The sequence below is a fragment of the Pseudarthrobacter sp. As-47 genome (genome assembly GCF_058215595.1).
In genome coordinates this window covers 2,022,519-2,040,290 of record NZ_CM177088.1, presented here as the reverse complement: position 1 = coordinate 2,040,290, position 17,772 = coordinate 2,022,519, and the positions used below count along the sequence as shown (strand labels likewise).

At 60.5% G+C, this 17,772-nt stretch carries 19 protein-coding genes; 12 read left to right on the top strand and 7 right to left on the bottom strand.

Annotation, left to right across the window (positions count from 1 at the left end; translation table 11 throughout):
- Positions 1 to 230 precede the first annotated feature (230 nt).
- Positions 231 to 401 (top strand): hypothetical protein, encoded by a 171-nt coding sequence (locus AC4BCK_RS09480; protein WP_188729970.1) that lies wholly within the window; start codon positions 231 to 233, stop codon positions 399 to 401.
- A gap of 370 nt (positions 402 to 771) precedes the next feature.
- A complete protein-coding gene (locus tag AC4BCK_RS09475) occupies positions 772 to 1,914 on the top strand; it encodes a serine hydrolase domain-containing protein (protein ID WP_490566850.1) in 1,143 nt (380 codons plus the stop codon).
- A 471-nt stretch (positions 1,915 to 2,385) separates the two neighbouring features.
- On the opposite strand, the gene AC4BCK_RS09470 is transcribed toward AC4BCK_RS09475, so the two are convergent.
- Complete coding sequence (locus AC4BCK_RS09470; protein WP_490566849.1) at positions 2,386 to 2,628, bottom strand: hypothetical protein; 243 nt, start codon at positions 2,626 to 2,628, stop codon at positions 2,386 to 2,388.
- A gap of 307 nt (positions 2,629 to 2,935) precedes the next feature.
- Between AC4BCK_RS09470 and AC4BCK_RS09465 the strand changes: the two genes are divergently transcribed.
- Positions 2,936 to 3,580 carry a hypothetical protein gene (locus tag AC4BCK_RS09465; RefSeq protein ID WP_490566848.1) on the top strand — a complete coding sequence of 215 codons (645 nt, stop codon included), beginning with the start codon at positions 2,936 to 2,938 and terminating at the stop codon, positions 3,578 to 3,580.
- A gap of 338 nt (positions 3,581 to 3,918) precedes the next feature.
- Positions 3,919 to 4,371, top strand: a complete 453-nt coding sequence (locus AC4BCK_RS09460; RefSeq protein WP_490566847.1) for a hypothetical protein — start codon at positions 3,919 to 3,921, stop codon at positions 4,369 to 4,371.
- 120 nt (positions 4,372 to 4,491) lie between these two features.
- Here AC4BCK_RS09460 and AC4BCK_RS09455 read toward each other — a convergent pair whose 3' ends face one another.
- From AC4BCK_RS09455 to AC4BCK_RS09440, 4 genes are all read right to left on the bottom strand, one after another.
- Positions 4,492 to 4,698, bottom strand: a complete 207-nt coding sequence (locus AC4BCK_RS09455; RefSeq protein WP_174174745.1) for a hypothetical protein — start codon at positions 4,696 to 4,698, stop codon at positions 4,492 to 4,494.
- Between the two features lie 24 nt (positions 4,699 to 4,722).
- Positions 4,723 to 4,863 carry a hypothetical protein gene (locus AC4BCK_RS09450; protein WP_174174747.1) on the bottom strand — a complete coding sequence of 47 codons (141 nt, stop codon included), beginning with the start codon at positions 4,861 to 4,863 and terminating at the stop codon, positions 4,723 to 4,725.
- A gap of 369 nt (positions 4,864 to 5,232) precedes the next feature.
- Positions 5,233 to 5,601 (bottom strand): type II toxin-antitoxin system death-on-curing family toxin, encoded by a 369-nt coding sequence (locus AC4BCK_RS09445; RefSeq protein ID WP_174174749.1) that lies wholly within the window; start codon positions 5,599 to 5,601, stop codon positions 5,233 to 5,235.
- Entirely contained in the window at positions 5,598 to 5,804 is a 207-nt protein-coding gene (locus AC4BCK_RS09440; RefSeq protein WP_330188717.1) for a ribbon-helix-helix protein, CopG family, read from the bottom strand. Before AC4BCK_RS09440 ends, AC4BCK_RS09445 begins: the two co-directional genes overlap by 4 nt.
- Before the next feature lie 611 nt (positions 5,805 to 6,415).
- On the opposite strand from AC4BCK_RS09440, the gene AC4BCK_RS09435 reads away from it, so the two are divergent.
- On the top strand, positions 6,416 to 7,357 hold the full coding sequence (locus AC4BCK_RS09435) for a PLP-dependent cysteine synthase family protein (RefSeq protein WP_217432079.1): 942 nt from the start codon (positions 6,416 to 6,418) through the stop codon (positions 7,355 to 7,357).
- Between the two features lie 720 nt (positions 7,358 to 8,077).
- Here the strand turns inward: AC4BCK_RS09435 and AC4BCK_RS09430 are convergent.
- Positions 8,078 to 9,019, bottom strand: coding sequence for a LysR family transcriptional regulator (locus tag AC4BCK_RS09430; protein WP_174174751.1), 942 nt, complete (start codon positions 9,017 to 9,019; stop codon positions 8,078 to 8,080).
- 120 nt (positions 9,020 to 9,139) lie between these two features.
- On the opposite strand from AC4BCK_RS09430, the gene AC4BCK_RS09425 reads away from it, so the two are divergent.
- From AC4BCK_RS09425 to AC4BCK_RS09405, 5 genes are all read left to right on the top strand, one after another.
- Positions 9,140 to 10,132, top strand: a complete 993-nt coding sequence (locus AC4BCK_RS09425) for a DUF1852 domain-containing protein (RefSeq protein WP_141000441.1) — start codon at positions 9,140 to 9,142, stop codon at positions 10,130 to 10,132.
- Between the two features lie 20 nt (positions 10,133 to 10,152).
- Positions 10,153 to 11,199: a methionine synthase gene (locus tag AC4BCK_RS09420; RefSeq protein ID WP_174174755.1), complete on the top strand. Its 1,047-nt coding sequence runs from the start codon at positions 10,153 to 10,155 to the stop codon at positions 11,197 to 11,199.
- A gap of 2 nt (positions 11,200 to 11,201) precedes the next feature.
- Positions 11,202 to 11,774, top strand: coding sequence for a flavin reductase family protein (locus tag AC4BCK_RS09415; RefSeq protein WP_330188715.1), 573 nt, complete (start codon positions 11,202 to 11,204; stop codon positions 11,772 to 11,774).
- Between the two features lie 220 nt (positions 11,775 to 11,994).
- The gene (locus AC4BCK_RS09410) at positions 11,995 to 12,621 is read left to right on the top strand and encodes a YoaK family protein (RefSeq protein ID WP_490566846.1); all 627 of its coding nucleotides are present in this window, start codon (positions 11,995 to 11,997) and stop codon (positions 12,619 to 12,621) included.
- Positions 12,622 to 12,920: 299 nt separating this feature from the next.
- Entirely contained in the window at positions 12,921 to 13,268 is a 348-nt protein-coding gene (locus AC4BCK_RS09405) for a hypothetical protein (protein ID WP_174174760.1), read from the top strand.
- A 301-nt stretch (positions 13,269 to 13,569) separates the two neighbouring features.
- Here AC4BCK_RS09405 and AC4BCK_RS09400 read toward each other — a convergent pair whose 3' ends face one another.
- Complete coding sequence (locus AC4BCK_RS09400; protein WP_330188713.1) at positions 13,570 to 14,709, bottom strand: 3'-5' exonuclease; 1,140 nt, start codon at positions 14,707 to 14,709, stop codon at positions 13,570 to 13,572.
- 688 nt (positions 14,710 to 15,397) lie between these two features.
- Here AC4BCK_RS09400 and AC4BCK_RS09395 point away from each other — a divergent pair.
- Positions 15,398 to 16,432 (top strand): DUF4192 domain-containing protein, encoded by a 1,035-nt coding sequence (locus AC4BCK_RS09395; protein WP_330188712.1) that lies wholly within the window; start codon positions 15,398 to 15,400, stop codon positions 16,430 to 16,432.
- A gap of 1,067 nt (positions 16,433 to 17,499) precedes the next feature.
- Positions 17,500 to 17,637: a hypothetical protein gene (locus tag AC4BCK_RS09390; protein WP_306971565.1), complete on the top strand. Its 138-nt coding sequence runs from the start codon at positions 17,500 to 17,502 to the stop codon at positions 17,635 to 17,637.
- Positions 17,638 to 17,772 lie beyond the last annotated feature (135 nt).

Below are 17,772 nucleotides of genomic sequence, written 5' to 3'. Positions count from 1 at the left end.
GGCCGTCAGGATCAGGCCGACGCCGCCGAGGAACACCTGTCGCGGTGTGGGCCGCGGGCTTGCACACCTATTGCTAAGCATGCTTATGATAGATCCAATCGGATGGGGATCCGGTGGCGTGAAGGGGAATCGAGAAGGGTGCGCTCAGCTAAAGGGGCGCACCTTTTTCGTGCTCCCATCCTGCGGAGTTGCGTCCGGGAATCGAAGCGGCACGGTCCTAGACTTTCGGCATGCACCCCTTAGTGGCGATCGTCTTGGTGTTCCTCGCCGCGATCGCCTGGACGGTCACCGTCCTGACGATGCTGATTGTGGTGGTCAGAGCCCGGCGCCGGCCGCCATCCCAGGCCAGACGCACGGCCCAGAGGGCGGAGATGCCGGGCTCCGATGAAAGGGCCGCTTAGTCGCGCCTGAGTGCCTTGCTGATGACGCGCCTGATGAGTGCAGCCGCATCCTGGACCGCATCGTCACCAAACAAAACGGCAACGTCAACTACAACCCTGCCGCCAAGGCTGAGCTGTCCAACGTGGCCGGCTACAGACCTTCCGGCAAGTGGTTTACGCCGGAAGCTTCGAAGGCTCCACCAGCATCGGCCTGGGCGTCCGCGCCCGTACGGCTGGCACCCAGGAAGACAGCTACTGGGCAATGGGTTCCCCACGACGAAGCCCAGTCATAAGATTGAGGGGCTGGGGCGACGGTGCCACCGCAGGTCTGGTCGGATCCGGTGCCGCGGGCGGCCCCGAACCTGTAACGACGTCCCGAGTGGATGCGGCAATGAGCACGAAAAACCGCGTGTGGCGGCAGGCGGCCCTCGCAGTCGTCCTCCTTGTATCTGGCTGTACCTCGTCCACCGATGAGCCCGCACCGTCAGCAAGCTCACCCAATCCCTTCGCTTCCTTGGAGCATCAGGTCCAGCTGTTTCTGGACGAGGGCGCGGTGGCCGCTGTCGTCCAGATTCGCTGGCCCAAGGGCGAGTGGTCTAGGGCCTACGGTGTGCGTGACCTTGAGACCAGGACCCCGGCGCAGCCCACGGACCGTGCTGCTGTCGCCAGCGTCACCAAGACGGTGACGGCTGTGGCCGTGCTGAAGCTCGTGGACGACAACCTCATCGGCCTCGACGATCCCGTCAACGACGTCATCCCCGGATTCACGACGTCACTCACGCCACCAGCCCCGATCACTGTGAGGCAGCTGCTCAGCCATACCTCCGGAATGCCCGAAGTCACCGATGCCCTGCCGAAGGATGTTGACTTCCGCCCTGTGCTCTCCCAAACGTTGACGATGGAGCGGGGCCTGCAACTGGCAGGGACCCTTCCCTGGAGCTCTGATGATGTCGGGGCATTCAAGTACTCGAACACCAACTATCTCGCACTCGGCCTCCTCATCCAGACGCTGCGGGACAAGCCCATCGTCCACGTACTGCAGGAGGAGGTCTTAGGCCCTCTCGGTTTGAAGAACACCAGCCTGGACCGTATTGACCCGCACGAAACCGGTATTCTGCACGGCTACGTAACCCTGCGCGGTGAACTAGTAGACACCACCGACAACACCTTCATGGCCGGCAACCCGGCCGGGGGCGCTATATCGACGATGGCGGACCTGAACCTCCTCATGGCTGGAATCTTCCAGGGGCGGGCGGTTTCAGCGTCGTCCCTGCGGGAAATGAAGACCAGCCCAGGCTTTCACCCGTACGGGCTGGGCGTGTGGGAGCATGCGGACGGTTGCTTGGAAGACTCGCGGCACGAGGGCCGTGGCGGGTTCTGGGACTACCAGACCGTGGCGGTCAGCAGCGCGGACGGGCGGTATCAGGCCGCGATGACAGTCACAACACCACCAATGCCCACGGAACTTGAGGACCCCTCCACCCAAGACAAGCGTGACTACCTGAACGACCGGATCGAATCCACACTCAACTAAACATTGGACCGCATCTGCAAGCCGGCCAACTAAAGGTGGTCAACGGCCCGCTGACACAGCCTCTGACTTGAACAAGGTGGTCACCTACCACCACCGCCTTAGCGCCCAGTCGTTGGCGGCCCCGTCCCCGTCGGCGCTGTCCTTGCCGCAATGCAGGCAGCGTTTGTATAGGCCACCGTCATCGTTGTGATCGACGTGCCAATGATGATGGAGATTGAGCTTGCACAGCATTTGCGTGAGCATGACAATCCAGCTCCTAGTAGTAGTCGCGGGTGTGGGGTCTTCGGGGTGATCACCGCTAGCGAGCCTCCCCGACCATCGGGCACTGTGGGGATCTTCCTTCCCACAGTGGATGCAGTGGCGACGACGCTATCCGTCGTTCATTTGGGCAAGCCAGTGATGGCCGATGCCCCATCTGCAAAGCAGTTTTAGGATCATGGCGATGTCTCTTCTGGGGCTTACTCAGCTGTCTTATGGCAGACCGTGCAATGTGCCCGTAAGGCTAATCATGGCCCTCGGGAACCACCCGGAGAAGAGGCAGTCAGTATGGCTAGAGCAGCCTGCGTCTACCCCGGAACCCGGGAAGACGCTCTTCGGGTCGTCGGCGCCCAGGAGGTCGTGGTTGAAGGCGATGGCGTCCACGGGCCGGGTGTCCACGAACAGGACCGCAACCGTCCGGGAGTGGACCACCGTGTACCGGGCGAGGTCCTCCACCCAGGAATGGATCCCGGTGTATTCCTCGATGAACGACCCGTCCCCGAGCAGGCCCCGTTGCTCGAGCAGGTCATAAACAACATTCCAGGCGAGATCATCAGTTCGTGGATCGCCGCCTCAACAGTTGGAGCCGTCATAGGACCAGGGTGCTTCCGGGCACGGATAGTCTCGTGGAGCTCGCGGGCTTGTCCTCAAGCTGGCGGCCAGCCGGAGTTAGACTGAGCCGGGTAAGGACGGATTGGGGGATCCACGGCGGCTCGTACCGCTGTTCCGCTGGTCGGTCGCCGCCAGCAAATCAAGGATGACCGTGACATTCTTCCAGGACTATCCGATCCCTACACCGCCTTCCCGTCCAAGGACGCCGCAGTTCACTCCGCCTCCTTGGGTTGCTGCCCGGCGATACGAGCTGCCCGCCGTCGTTCCCGTGGGCCAGTTCATCCACAAATCCCCCACCTTTGTGGTGGCCATTGAAGCCGCCAAGGTGTACTCGACCGGCTGCGTCTTTGAAATGTCCTGGATGCTGCGCCGCACTGACCAGGATGACCGGAGATGGTCCGAGATGAACGGTGTCTTCCACCGGCCTGCGCCGCACTTGCGTGATGCGGCCATTTCAGTTGATTCCGTCCTCCTGTTCGGAATGCAGTTCCCGGACGGCTCCAAGGCCAGCACATCATCCCTCGCGATGTATGAGCAATCTGTGCCCCGGGACCAGGAACCTGGCGGGCCGGTGTTCGAGTTCCGCCCCAGAGGGGGCAACGGCGGGGAGGATGACATGTCGGCAATGGGAACCCTCTGGCTGTGGCCGCTGCCGCCAGCCGGGGATCTCCGCCTGCTTGCCCAATGGACAAGCATGGGCATGCCCGAATCCTTCATCGTCCTGGACGGCAACCGGCTCCGAGCGGCCGCAGCAGCGGTTCAGCAGTACTGGCCGGAGGAGGTCGGGCCGGAATGACCGCACTCGAAAACCCGGTCCTGGCAGTCGTCTTGCGGCGATCTTCTTTTACGTCCTCTACGGCGTCATCCGCGCAGCCGTCCGTGACGGCATCATCCAAGCCGATGAGCGGCGGCAGAAGGCGCGGGATGGGATCAACAGCAGCAGCGAGGGAGTGTGACTGCCCGCGGCTGGCTCGTAGCCGTCGTCGGGACGGTCTTCCTTGTCTTTGCGCTCCCGTACGTTCTGGCGGTGTTCAACCTGGCCCCCAACGGCATAGAAACCCTGCTTCTCGTCGTCCTACTGTCGGCCGGCAGCTGGGTCTTTGCCCGCCGGCGAGCCCCGAAAAGTACCGATCAGTGAAGCACAAACTCTGGTTGACCTTCGCCGTGATCCTGGTTCTTGCTGCCACGGCCCATTTCATGGTCCGCTCCGCCGAGGACAAGGTGACCGACCGAATGCTGTCACAGGCAGACCGTTTCGCCATCCCGGCCGACTGGAATCTGATCGACGAGATTGTCCGGCCCGAGCGGTTCATGTGCATCAGCACGAACCCGTGCCCGAGTATGTCGCGTCGGTGGGAGACCGAAAAAGAGCTCACCGATAACGACGTCGCGGCAGTAGTCTCGGGGGTCGGTGTCGAGATGACTGCCGACGGACCGTGCAAGCGACAGCCCAACGTCATCGGGAACAGCACCATCTGCCTCTTTACGGGAAAGGACGGCGAATTCAACTACTGGCTCTCTGTCGCCAGCCCCGGCCCGGGGGAACCTCAGAAAGTCGGCCTAAACATCAGGGCCCGCACCCTATAGTGCGCCTACCGGCACCTGTCTTCGTCGCGCCAACACAGAACTGGTTCTGCCTGTCCCGCTTCCATGCCTTGTTGATCCGAGCGGTGGGTGGCTTGGAGAGCAGGTCCACATCAGCCACGGTCAGAGCCCTTGCTTCTCCGAAGCGGTGCCTGTCATCATCAGGAAGTTCGTGAAGGCCTTGAACCGCTCCCCCATACCCTCCACGATGAGACTGAACTCCGCATGGGTAAGCAAGATGGCCTCGTCCTCCGCCTTTTCGATACGAGGCAGCTGCACGCCGCGGCAAGGGTTCCACGGAATGTACCCCAACATTTTCGCGGTATTCATGGTTGGACTTCACCCAGTGCGCCATCAGTCGGTAATCCAGCTTGTCCACGGTAAATAGCCGATGACGTTTCCGATATGCAGGTCCAGCATGGTCCGGTACGTCTTCGTGGTTCCGCTGGATGGACGGATCAGCAGGTCGATGTGTTCCTGAATGACCTCAGCCACAGTTGGCGTGCGCTTCTCGTTGGACAGGATGGCATGCTGCGCGATCTCGAACGACTGACCATTCGCGCACAGAAGCCTCTTCAGAGTTTCAGCTTCGACGAAACGTGGCGGCTGTCAGGCCTCGCGGCTCTTCGGGTCTCGCCGCAACACCATGTAGGACGACGACCCGTCCGTTTTGATGCGCTTTCGAATGCGTCTGACCTGGGAAACACGGTGCCCGAGGTGGGACTCGAACTACATTCCAGGCCTTGCAAACACGGGGAACCCGCGAGAACATGCGGAATTCGGAGCAGTCCGACCGACCTACAACCCAGTCCGAAGCCCAAAGTGTGGACAATGTCCATACCCCCTTTCGGGGGCGCTGGAGGACTACCGGGGCACCAGATGCCTGGAAATCTCGGCGGCAGCATTCGGCAGGTCGATAGTGCCCGCGGCGACTCCGACGACGAGGTCGAAGCCTTCATCCGTGGTGAAGTCATGCCGGTAACCGTTGATCCACAGCAGCAGCCCCATGAGCGTCCAAGCCGTCCGTTTGTTGCCGTCAACGAGTGGACGGAACCGGGCGACCGACTCCAACAAGGCTGCCGCCTTCACCACGAGCTCCGGATAGGCTTCCGCGCCCAGGACAGTCGTAGCCGGCCTGACCAATGCTGAGGCCAACAACCCGACATCACGGATATGGAAGCCGTACCGATCAACTACCTGAAGGGCATCCTCAATGTCCAGGTACGCTGTCACGCGTCTTCAAGGCGCTTCAGCAGATCAGCGTCATGACCCATGACAAAATCAAGACCTGCGCTGATTTCACGCCGGCGCGCGTGGCGCTGCAGAACCAACTCTGCCCCCTGCAACAGAAGCGCGGACTTGGACGTATGTTCCTCAGCAGCCAACTTCTCCAGCCGCCGATCGAGGTCTTCAGGGACACGGAGATTCATAGCCATGCCTTCATGGTACCAAACCGGTACCCGCCCTTCACTGGGCTGCACGCCTCGCTAATTGGACCAGACTCACCCGAGCAGGATCGCGGTGTCTTGGAAAGCTCTGTTCTTTTCAAGCTGTCCGTCCAGCATCACACGCCCGCTGTCGAGGGTTTCAAGGCCGGCGACGGCCGTAAGGAATCTCAATAGGGATTGTCAAGGACAATCATCGTTTCCAGCAGTGCTGCGCGGCACCCAAGGTGCCCCTAAAGCTATCCGTGGCTGGGGTCAATTCGGATTATCCATGGCTGATTCTTTTGGGAGCCGTTTGGAGAGCTCCCTCGGCAGCGGTAGCGGTGGATAACTCACGAGGATTTGTCCCCGGCTGTGAGTAGCGGAGGCATTCCGAAGAGCATTGGCAATACAGGATGAATCCGGCAGCGCTAGGGGTGTAAGTCTGATCTCGATGGGGTGTTTCCATAGATCTCTTCGCCGGGTCGCTGCGGTTGAAAATGCGCTCGCTCTCATCGTTCAGAGCGCATGGTCGCGGTGCCTTCCGTGTTCTGTTGTAGTGGGCTTACCAGGGTGCCACGATATCTTCTATCAGCCGCCACACGAGCAGAGGGTCTTCGGAGATGAACGATTCAATGGGTGCGTTCGCGGGAATTGGGAACACGCCCCTCGTGGAGCTGCGGAGGGTGGCGCCGGCCAACGGTGCCCGGATTTTCGTCAAGTTGGAGTGGGCCAACCCGACAGGGAGTATGAAAGACCGGATGGCACGCACGGCGGTCGAAGGCGCCGTGCGCGACGGTCGCCTTATCCCGGGAGGAACTGTCGTCGAATACACCGCTGGCACGACCGGCATTTCGCTTGCGTTTGCTTGCGCTGTGCTTGGTTTCGGCCTCCACGTCGTCTTCTCCGACGCGTTCAGTGACGAAAAACGCCGGACGATGCTTGCCTTTGGCGCCACCGTCGAGGATGTTCCAAGTGACAATGGCGCAATCACCGAAACGCTGATCAAGCGGATGATCGCCCGGGCCGCTGAAGTATCGAAACAACCGGGCATGTGGTGGTGTGACCAGTTGAATAACCATGACGCGGTCACCGGGTATCTGCCTCTGGGGGAAGAAATCTGGACACAGACAAAAGGCCGGATCGACGCGTTCGTGCACACGGTCGGAACCGCTCACTCCATTCACGGGGTCACGCGCTCGCTCCGAGCGCACAATCCAGACATCAGCGTCTTTGCAGTCGAACCGGCCGAATCCGCTGTCCTGTCCGGTCAACCGACCGGCCCCAACCGGATCGAAGGCATCGGTATCGGTTTTGTTCCCCCGCTGTGGGAACCGGATGCCGTCGACGGCATCCTCACCGTATCCGCCGACGAGGCAATGGATATGGCGCGGCGCCTGGCCCGGCAAGAGGGGCTCTTTGCCGGCACTTCCTCAGGGGCGAATGTTGTCGCCGCTCTTCGGACCGCGGAACGAATGGGCCCCGGATCAACAATCGTCACCATCCTCTGCGACTCCGGACTCCGTTACCTCTCCACCGAGCTCTACCGATCTGGAACAATCTAGCCCCCAAACCAGCCGGGCGCCCGCAATTCCAACGGCCAGGAAGCTTGGCGGAGGGATCGTTGCCTGCTCGGCAGGCGCAGGCCTATACTCCGGTCAGGCCGGCAGCTTACCGGTTCGGACGATGACTAAGGAGATCACGGTGGCGCCTAGATTCGGAGTGCTTGCATGGGATCGAAGCCATAGAACGAACGGAACACCACCCACCGGCCGTTCTCCCAGCCCTGCCGGCCCTGCCCGAACACCACGGCGGTGACCGCGCTGGTGAGATTGTCGTAGCGGATGTGTTTGGTACGTCCCAGTCAGTCTTTTAGTGTTTGCGCAGTTGAACAAACGCAGTCATAACTCGGCCGTTACATCTCATCAGAGCGTGATAACTGCCACCGTAGTTTTGTGAGGCCTGCGGGGGAAGGTTCAGCGAAGCCGCAAACTGATCAACTTTGGTGACCAGAGAATCGCGCCAACATCAGTTTGCGGCTCAACGGCCTCCACAGGTGGCGGCCAGTACGGCACCGCGGCCTTACAAGCCCTGCGTGATGTCCCCGGGCTGGATCGTCACCACCTGGAACAGGCCGGTTTCCTAGCTGACGTCCGCCCCGGCCATGCCAACGACGGCGACGGCGACGGCGACGGCGACGGGCATGTGCGATACCAGCAACCCGCTCGGCTGCAACAAACACGTCCAATCACCCAAGGGGTAAAGAATTGCCCGCTCAACTGCGGTCAGCCGAGTAGCGCTACGCCGAATTCAGCGACGACGGCCCGCAGTTCCCCGAGGTAGCGCTGCGCTTGGTCGGTGAGCGGAATCGCGGCGTGGCCGATCCAGCCGATTTCGATGCGTTCGTCAACGTCGAGCGGGATGGCGACGATCTCCGGGTCGAGCTGCCCACTGATGATTCCCGTCGAAATCGTGTAGCCGTGGAGCCCGATCATGAGGTTGAAGATCGTCGCACGGTCAGAGACCCGGATCTCCTGCTTACTGGACAAGGTGGAGAGGATCTCCTCGGCGAAGTAAAAAGAGTTGTTCGCACCTTGATCGAAGGTCAGCCGCGGCAAGCCGGCAAGATCTTCTAGAGTCGCTCGCTCTTTTGAGGCGAGCGGGTTGTTCCGTGAAATGAAGATGTGCGGATCGGCGAGGAACAGCGGAGAGAACGCGAGCCCGGATTCGCGGAGCAGCTTGTCGATGATCTTCCGGTTGAAATCGTTCCGGTAGAGGATGCCTATCTCGCTGCGGAGCGTCCGGACATCCTCGATGATGTCCCAGGTGCGGGACTCACGCAGCGAGAACTCGTATTCGGCCACCTCAGTGGCCTTGACCATCCGGACGAAGGCGTCCACCGCGAACGAGTAGTGCTGCGTTGACACCCCAAGCAGACGTCGCCGCGGTGGCCTACCAAGGTAACGCTGCTCGAGGAGAGCGAACTGCTCGACGACCTGCCTCGCATAGCCGAGGAACTCTGCCCCGTCGGCTGTGAGGGTGACGCCGCGGGCGGAGCGAACCAGGAGCGCACGGCCCACCCGGGCCTCAAGGTCCTTCATCGCTGCGGACATTGTGGGCTGCGCTACGTAAAGAAGGTCGGCAGCCGCTGAGATTGTCCCCTCAGCTGCAACTTCTATGAAGTAGCGCAGCTGCTGCAGGGTCAATCCTCTGGAAAGCTGTGGCATAGGAAAATTCTATATGAATGCATAATGACCACTAGTTACTTGATACCCCTCGGAAGGTTGCAGCATGGATACATCCCCTTCGGAAAGGCCGTCTCCGGCCCATCAACGGATTGGCAGCACATGGCAGACGACTTCACCTTCAGCATTACCATGACCCGCTTCGACGAGGACTACTCCCCGTCGGAAGGCTCCCGGATCACGACGAATTTCGCCAACCTGGCACGGGGCGAGCACCGCCAGGAGAACCTCCGCAACGCCTTGACCATGATACGGCGCCGTTTCAACGATCTCGCAGACTGGGACAACCCGGACCGGGACCGCTACGCGCTCGAGCTTGAGATCGTTTCCGTGCAGATACAGTTCACCGCGGACGGAACGGATCAGCAGTTCCCGCTGTTCGAGGTTCTCGATATCCAGATCGTCGACCTGCTGAACGGGGTCCGCCACCAAGGAATCGTCGGCAACAACTTCTCCTCCTACGTCCGAGACTTCGACTTCAGCGTCGTACTGCCGGCGGCAGCCGGGTACTCAGGCAAGCCCACGGTGCCCGACGACTTCGGCGATCTTCACGGCAAGCTGTTCCAGCACTTCCTCGATTCCCCGGTAGGCCGGGAACGCTTCCCGCAGCCGCCAGTGGTCTGCATCAGCGTCTCCACAAGCAAGACGTACCGGCGAACCGGGAACCGTCACCCGGTCCTGGGCGTCGAGTACCAGCAGGACGAGTTCTCGCTGACGGACGCGTACTTCGCAAAGATGGGACTGCGGGTGCGCTACTTCATGCCACGCGGCAGCGTTGCGCCGCTCGCCTTCTATTTCCGGGGCGACCTGCTCAATGACTACTCCAACCTGCAGCTCATCGGCACCATCAGCACCATGGAGACGTTCCAGAAGATCTACCGCCCGGAGATCTACAACGCGAACTCCGCCGCCGCCGCCGTCTACCAGCCGAGCCTGGGCGAGCAGGACTACTCGCGGACCCAGATCGCTTACGACCGCGTCGAGCGCGGTCAGCTCGCGATCACGCAGGCGAAGTACACGGAGGAGCACTTCATCACGCCCCACAAGGATCTGTTGGACCAGTGGACGGCCAACTACCCTGCCCTCGTCAACTGACCCACGGAGAATCGTTAATCATGAACACACTTTTGCCCACCACCGTTGTCGGTAGCCTGCCGAAACCATCGTGGCTCGCACAGCCGGAGACTCTTTGGTCCCCGTGGAAGCTGGAGGGAGATGCGCTGCTCGAGGGCAAACAGGATGCGCTGCGCATCGCCATCCACGAGCAGAGCCTGCGCGGCATCGACATCGTCAGCGACGGCGAGCAAACCCGCCAGCACTTCGTCACGACCTTCATCGAGAATCTCAGCGGGGTCGACTTTGAACAACGCAAGACCGTGCGCATCCGCGACCGCTACGACGCGAGCGTACCGACCGTCGTCGGACCAGTGAGCCGTGAGCGGCCGGTATTCGTCGACGACGCAAAATTCCTTCGCGCAACCACTGACCGGCCGATCAAATGGACTCTTCCCGGTCCAATGACGATGGTGGACACGCTCTACGATGACCACTACAAGAGCCGCGAGAAGCTGGCCTGGGAGTTCGCCACGATCCTGAACCAGGAGGCGAAAGAACTCGAGGCGGCCGGCGTTGACATCATCCAGTTCGACGAGCCCGCGTTCAATGTCTTCCTCGATGAGGTCAAGGATTGGGGAGTGGCTGCGCTTGAGAGAGCCGCAGAAGGACTGCGCGCTGAGACCGCCGTGCATATCTGCTACGGCTATGGGATCAAGGCGAACAATGACTGGAAGGCGACGCTCGGCCCACAGTGGCGGCAGTACGAGGAAACGTTCCCGCTGCTGCAAAGCTCCAGCATCGACATCATCTCGCTGGAATCCCAGAACTCCCAAGTGCCCATGGACCTCATCGAGCTCCTCCGCGGCAAGAAAGTCATGCTCGGGGCAATCGACGTCGCAAGTGAGACCATCGAGACCCCGGAGGAGGTCGCCAACACCCTCCGCATGGCCCTCCAGTTCGTCGATGCGGACAAGCTCATCCCCAGCTCCAACTGTGGCATGGCACCGTTCCCCCGGGACGTCGCACTGGCCAAGCTGAGTGCTCTCAGCGCAGGGACGAACATCATTCGCGAGGAACTGGCCCGCTCCGCCCCCAGCGTGTCCTAGCGATGTTTCACGCCTACCCCGCAGACACTTGGCTCGAAGCTCCGAAGCAAAGCTTCCCGTCCTCCCTCCCGGCTGACGAATTCAAGGCACTGTTCCGTGGGCACCCGGGAGGTGTCGCCGTCATCACGGCCGATGCCGGCGAAGGACCGGTGGCACTGACGGTATCGTCGGTCGTGTCAGTGAGTGCGGAACCTCCATTGCTGATTTTCTCGGTCTCGGCACTGTCCTCTGCGTCCGAAGTGCTTTCGCGCGCCGATACCGTCGTCGTGCACCTGCTGGACGCGCACGACGTCGACTTGGCGAAGTTTGGAGCGACCCCTGGAGCCGACCGGTTTGACCAGACGCACCGCTGGTCGCCCCTTGCAACCGGCGAAGCAGTGTATGAGGATGTCCGCGCCTGGGTGCGCTGCGCCGTCATCAATCGCATGGAGGTGGGGACCTCCACAATCATCGCCGTTCACGCCTTGGAGTCCCGCGTGATGCGTGACGTCCAGGCGGGCGAACCCGGCAACGCACTGGTCTACCACAACCGTTCTTGGCACCGTCTGGGCGAGCATTCCAAGCTTGAAGGCTGAGCGCCCTAGCCGCCGGCGCAGATCCCCGGAGCGACGGCATCGCCGTAGTTGCCAGCCGGTCCGCCTAAAACCACCCATAAGCATGTCGGGGGGTCATAGAGACCATCCCTCACGATGAAAGATCCCTTAAACCATGACATCAGCCGTAGCCAGCCCAGGTACCAAAACCGCCTCTACCCTGCAAGAAAATGCGTCTCCGGAAAAGTTCCGACTGATGCTCATGATGGCCCTCACGCTCGTTACAGGTGTCGTTGACGCGGTCGGCTACCTTGCCCTTGACCGCGTCTTCACCGGAAACATGACCGGCAACGTGGTGATTCTTGCGATGGCGTTGGCCGGGGCGCCGAACCTGCCAGCTTTGGGCCCACTGGTAGCACTTGGTGCCTTTCTCCTCGGCGCGGCGGTTGCCGGATTTACGCTCCAGTCAAGCCCGAAAGGCTGGAACCGCCGGGTCACACTCCTCCTCACAGCGGGTTGTATCGCGTTGACGGGAACCGCCGCCGTCTCCCTCATCGTAGAAGACGTCGGCCGGCAGTCCATTGGTGTCATTGTTGCCGCCGTTATCGCCATGCACATGGGCTCCCAGGCCCTGATTGCGCGGCATTTGGGCGTACGAGACATGACCACCGTGGTCATTACTTCCACCATGACTTCCCTCGCCGGGGAGTCACTTGTGGGCAAGCAACGGCCCCGGTTATTCAACCGACGGCTGGGCGCTGTCCTCGCTATGTTCGCCGGGGCCGCCATCGGAGCGATCCTGCTCCAGACACATTTCAGCGTCCCGATCGGCCTCGGCATCGCCATCACCGCCGCGGTGACCGTCCTGGGAAGTCGCCGCTGGCATTGATGCGGTACATCCCGCCAGCTACACCGCACCAGATCGCGGACGATCGGGGAATCGATCACAGCTTCCCCGCCATGTATCCAGGCGGCCTGGCGCCGAACGCTCGTTGTCAAAAGCGCTGTTCCTCGGTCAGGTCCCCTTCTGATACGACGCATCCAAAGCGGCCTCGTGGACCGGAGCAAAACCGGACTCAACACCGAAGCCGGGCGGTCTTGGGTGCTGGCGAATCTACATCAATTCCGGTGAACTCATGCCTTAGTCCCTGCTGCCGCCGGAACGTGAGCTGTGCCTGGAATTCGGCATTGGCCGCTAACACCCGGGAACCGAAAAGTGGGCTGCTGCGCTTTGAATTCGTTCGACTCTGTCAAGCTACCCACGTCACCAGTAGCACGATTACGGGCTACCTCGCCGTCGATGAATTGACAGGGGAAACCTCGCTTCTTCAACAGGCCGTCGACCGCTTTCCAGTGGTGAACCTGCTGGACCTTGGCATGGCGACAGCCATGGCCTGCTGGATCATTGAAAGCCTCCGAGAGGAACCTAACCGTCTCTTCGAGGTTCAACGTATTGCAGACGAGGCCAATATCCCCTCGACACTTGCCGAGGACTATGAGACTGCCAGGAAAACGAAGCCTAAACCAAAACCATAACTGCCGAATGGTGTTGGCGCTTTGCCTTGGGGCGAGGACGGCACGGCAGAACTGTCATGCAAAACGCGACCGGTTGGACACCCGCTTATACGACTCATGCAGAGTCACGTCAAGGTTTGTCAACACTCGAAAGCTAAAAAGCCACTGACCTGCGGAAACACTGTGCCCGAGGTGGGACTCGAACTGCATTCGAGGCCTTGCAAATATTGGGAACTCCCGAAAACGTGCGGAATTCGAAGCAGTTCGACGGCTCTAAAGCCCGATCCAACGCTGAGAGTGTGGACAATGTCCACAGGCCTTATCAGTTCAGTTCAGGGCACTTCGAACGGTAGTGGCCAGGTGTCCGGCAGTGTCCACATTGTCGGGGCTTCGCCGCCTGTGTTGCTGAATCTGCTTCCTGTCCTACGGGAACATCGGTTTGCGTCACGGTCGCCTGTAGATCGTCGAAATAGCCGGGGGCGGCCAGAGCATCTGCTGCGCGCTTAAGCTCGGTGAGCTCGCCAGCTGTAAACATTTGGTCTGCGAACGCGGCTTCGCGCATCATCTCCAAGAACAGTTCATTGAGGCCGCGAACCTGTTCGGCCCCCATGCCGCCCCTACCAGCGACTTTGGCCAGGGCTTTAGCCTCATCGCCGACAATCTTGCCGTCCTCCAGGGCAACGGCAAGCGCTTCAAGATATTCTGCGGCCGAGGCGTCACTGACATCGCCTGCACTGATGGGGAGGCGCGACATCAAGGAGTGCATCCAACCGTCGGCGCCCTTTCTCAATGAAGCGGCCCGAGTCATCGGGTTTACTGCACCCAAGCGGTAAGGATCAAAAAGACCACGCGCCGGATCATGCCCGAACCCAATGGTTGGCTCATACCTGTCAAGCATTAAGGGAAGCAACGCCGCTGTCGCCCTAACGTCGCCAAGGGCAGAGTGAGCATCAACCAGGGGTATTCCTGCATGCTGGGCGAGAGTGCCCAGCTTGTGATTCGGGGTATCGAAGGTTTGCTGCCCCAGCCATAGAGAACACAGGGCTGGCAGCGGCGGTGTTGTCACCCCGGCGCGAGCCAACTCGGCCGCGATGAATCGTTCTTCGAAGACTGCATTGTGCGCAACGATGACTGCGCCGTCCAGACGCGCTAAAACATCCGCTAAAACATCAGAAAATAGCGGGGCGTTCCGCACAGCTTCGTTGCTGATTCCATGAACAAAAACGGCACCTGTATCGCGTCCTTCCGGATTCAGAAGTGTCGCATATTCGTCTTCGATGCGCCCGTTCTTATCTACGCGGGCAATTGCCAATTCAATGATGCGATCACCTTTGCCAGGTGAAAACCCCGTTGTTTCGACATCGATAATGGCAAAGGAACCGTCATGTATGTAGCCTTTTCCTGCTGAGGGCCCGCCGTAGCTGAAGAGCTCACCTACGCGGCCAGGCTGAGCAAAACGCATGGACGTATTCTGCGCAGGGGCCGGTTCTTGGACCGGGCGGGGCCGCGTATATATCGGCGCATTATGCACCTCAGCCTTCGGAGCTTGGGCCTGTGAGGAGGATAAAACTTTCGGCGTCTGCCGCTTCTTTCTGCGTGCTATCCACCAGAAAACGACAGCTACAAACAACAGACCAAATAGAGCTTCCATGACATTCCTTCTTCGCGGCAGAAGCCCGATATTATCACCGCCGTTCCCGTGGAAATGTGACCTAGAGCTTTGTATGTCCAGGTTTCCTAAGATCAGGGTTTCGTTCCCCTTGCTTGGTCAGCACCGCTGCCTAGACACGTTGGCCGAGATACGCAGGCGACAGGATGAAGGGTCCTGCAATCGCCGAAAGTCATGCGGCTTGATTCGTTGACTTCGATGAACAAGTAAAAGCATCACCTCTGCTTGTCATTCTGATACGCCCATGATCGCTGGGCGGGTCCTCCGCGCAACCAGGGCGCTACCGCGCCGACCCCGGAACCGAAAACTTCTGCATTGAAAGACCAACGCATTGGTCCCGGACGAAGTTTTCGCCCCGGCGCCGGTTCCCCAAGTTGCACTCCGGCCCCTGAACCCAGCGGATGGTCCCCTACCAGAACGACGCCCAAAACCAACAACCGCAGAAAAAACAGCAAAACGAGGGTGAAGGGAAACAATGATCATGGAAAAGCTCACGATCACAACACCATCAGATGTCCTCAGCTTCATCGGCCACACCCTGGGCTTCTGGCCCCAGGAAAGCCTGGTCTGCATCACCCTGAACGAGAACAGTATCGGCGCTACCCTGCGCATCGACCTGCCCCGCCAACACGGCCAGGAACTCCCCTACGCCCGCACCGTAGCCCACTACCTCACCAGCGACACCACCGCGACGTCCATCCTCTTCGCCGTCTACACCAGCGAAACCACCCGCCCCGGACAGGCCAAACCGCATGCCGGCACCATCGCCGCGCTCACCGGGGTCCTTGCCGAACGGGGCATCACCATCCGGGACGGGCTCTTCGTCGGCGACGAAACCTTTTCCCCCTACGATGGCGAACCCGGCACAACCATCGCGCTGCCCGTCAATTCCACCCAGACCAGCGCGATCAACGCCGAATTCATCTACCGCGGCAGCTTCGTCGAACCCACCGACCGGATCAACCTCCCAACAACCAAACAGGAAGCAGCCAAAGCGGCCGCCGTCGAACACCACATGGACACCATCGCCTCCCAACCAACGGATGCCGCGCTCCAGTCAGCCCGGAAACTCTGGGCAGACATGCTCAACTCAAAAACCTTCCCGAACGACGACGACTGCCACGCCCTGGTCGCGAACCTGCAGTTCCCGGCCATCCGCGACCGGCTCATCGCTGACATCCCCGGCATGGACGAACCCATGCAGCAGATCCTGTTCGCCCAAACCCAAACCGCCCCGAAGTGGTCACGCATCGAATGGGCACAACAACTCCTCCTGCACGCCTACACACGCACAAGCCCCGAACACGCAGCACCAGTCCTCACAGCTATTGGCTACATCAACTGGTGGGAAGGCAGAGGCAGCAAAGCCCACCAATTCCTCCAACTAGCCCTCGACACCGACCCCGCCTACCGCCTCGCCCGCCTCAGCGACCAAATGATCGGCTCCGGCATCGTCGCCGGATGGAACATGAACAAAAGCACCGCTTACAAGACACTGCCCTTTGACCTGACGTGAGCCCAGTACTCGACGGGGTAAAGTTCTCCACTTCAAATTGGTCAGCGGTTCCGGAGCTTCTTCGCTGCTACTCATGTCTCTGGGAAGCCTGCGGTAGCCTAATCCAAGCCGGGTCCCGCCATGTTGGAGCACAGCACACCAGGTTGACGGAAGGTCCGTTATCGGCGCTCGATCCGAAGGTCCGTCAGACTAGAACAACGCGCATCAGCTCCATGATTTTTCAGTTTCGGCCATCGCAATTCTTCGATCCGCATACCCCCTTTGTGCGCCCCTTTGTGCGCCGCATCCTTCAAGGCTTGGAAGCTTGCAGAGGGCCTTGATCTGTTCGGTCGAAAGTTTAGCCGGAGTACCAGTCTTCGACGTCAACCTGAAAGTCAGGTACGTCGGAGGATCCAACCTAGTGCCTCCAAGTCTTCGCGAACTTTGCTTCGAATCCAGCGTTATCACGGGCGAAAAATCAATGCGTGATTTGATCAGTATTGAAGAGTGGCCCGAGATCGAATACCACATGCGTGATTTCACGTGGGAACTGGAATTTACGGATCTCCACGGCAAGCGATGGCGACGACTACCCAAGGGTATGCCGTTACTCCTGCAATAACCGTTGCGGCGCAAACCGGCGTGGACTCGGCAGTCTTTTCCGGGCGTCGTCCGGGAAGCGGGCGGCCTCCGATTCCGGCATAAAGGCTGAGTTTCCACCAGTCGCAATCAGGGCATCTCCGACGGAGAAGAACAGAGTGCTCTGCGGCTTTACAGAATCTCCATTATCGGCTCTTTTGAATAAGGCGGGGGAGTGCCTGCAAAAGGGGCTGTTTCCTGCCGTAACTTACGGCGTTGTACCCAAACTGCGTACGTCGGAACGGCTCAGCCACCGTCTTGTCGTCAGGTCGCTTGACAGCGCCCGGCTGGTGAGCCACCGGGCGCTGTAAGGGGGCCTCTAGCCCCTGTGCGGAGGGAAATCGCGAAGCACCCCGCACCTAAATATTACAACCTCACGATGTGGCAGAGGTAGTGATCTTGCCGAGATCAGCACCGGCCCGGTGCTCGCCTACGACGTAGTAGGCGACATGGCCGCAGTGGAACATACCTCAACCTCAGTCAATGGCGAACATCGAAGCTACGTGCTCAGGGCCACCCTAATATATCGGCGCGAAAGCGGTGCATGGAAGGTCGCGCACCGGCACGGAGACACGGTAACCAGCTGACGGGCAGGCCAACAGCGACCGGTAGACGTTTGCCAGTTCCTCCCGTCCTCCCGTCGCTGGCGGCGCTGCCCGTACTGGCGGGCCTGCGGTGCGCGCCGCGCTCAGCCTTCTCATCGCACCCCGGGCACCTACGGG